Source organism: uncultured Microbulbifer sp. (assembly GCF_947498635.1).
In the GTDB taxonomy this organism is placed as follows: domain Bacteria; phylum Pseudomonadota; class Gammaproteobacteria; order Pseudomonadales; family Cellvibrionaceae; genus Microbulbifer; species Microbulbifer echini.
In genome coordinates this window covers 1-797 of sequence record NZ_CANMKV010000110.1, presented here as the reverse complement: position 1 = coordinate 797, position 797 = coordinate 1, and the positions used below count along the sequence as shown (strand labels likewise).

The following is a 797-nucleotide window of genomic DNA, read 5'->3' as shown; positions in this document are numbered from 1 at the left end:
AACGAGCGCGGCAGCGGCACCAGTGCGCTCTACTACCAAGTGGCCTACCACTACGACGCCAACAACCAGCTGGTGCGCATGAACCGCTTCCAGGACAGTTCCCCGGCGATCGACTACGGCTACAGCGCCTCCGGTCGCTACGACGAGTGGGATTACGACGAGTTCGGCAACCGCATCCGCCACCGCAACGCCCTCTACGGCGACACCAATTCGGTGCTCTATGCCGGCTTCGACAGCAATGGCACTGCTACCGCCAGTGGCAAGGTAGACCAGGAGACCTACCGCTACGACGGCATGGGCCGGGTACTGCAGTACAAGAGTTACAACGGTGAGATCACCGATTACGGCTACGCCTGGAGCGACGCGGTGAGTCGCAATGTACTGGCCGCCAGCGGCCAGCAGGCCCAGGGCGCTGCCGATCAAGTACAGCTGGGTGGCTATATCACCTCCATCGCCAAGTCCGGTATGGGCGGCGCCGTGGACACCGACTGGAACCAGTCCTCCCGCGAGGATGTACTCAGCGACGCCGTCGACTACTTCGGCAAAGCCGTCTGGCACGATGACCTCGGCGGCCACCGTATCGAATACGCCTACAACTACGCCGGCTGGCTGTCGCGCCAGACCGGCAATACCGCCCTGAGTGGCGACGGCACCTGGGAAGCGCGCAACAACCAGGATATTCGCTACACCTACTACCACAACGGCAACCTGTTCCGCACTTACGACTACGGCAATAACGGCCTCGCCGATGGCGACCAGACTGCCGCCAACGACGGTGTCGCCCCCGCCGTTACCGA

General features: G+C 63.0%; 2 protein-coding genes. One reads left to right on the top strand and one right to left on the bottom strand.

The window, feature by feature from the left end; genetic code table 11:
* On the bottom strand, positions 1-183 hold a 183-nt coding region (locus tag Q1A69_RS20030), incomplete at its 3' end, for a hypothetical protein (protein ID WP_299589665.1).
* 30 nt (positions 184-213) lie between these two features.
* On the opposite strand from Q1A69_RS20030, the gene Q1A69_RS20025 reads away from it, so the two are divergent.
* On the top strand, positions 214-797 hold a 584-nt coding region (locus Q1A69_RS20025; protein WP_299589662.1), incomplete at its 3' end, for a hypothetical protein.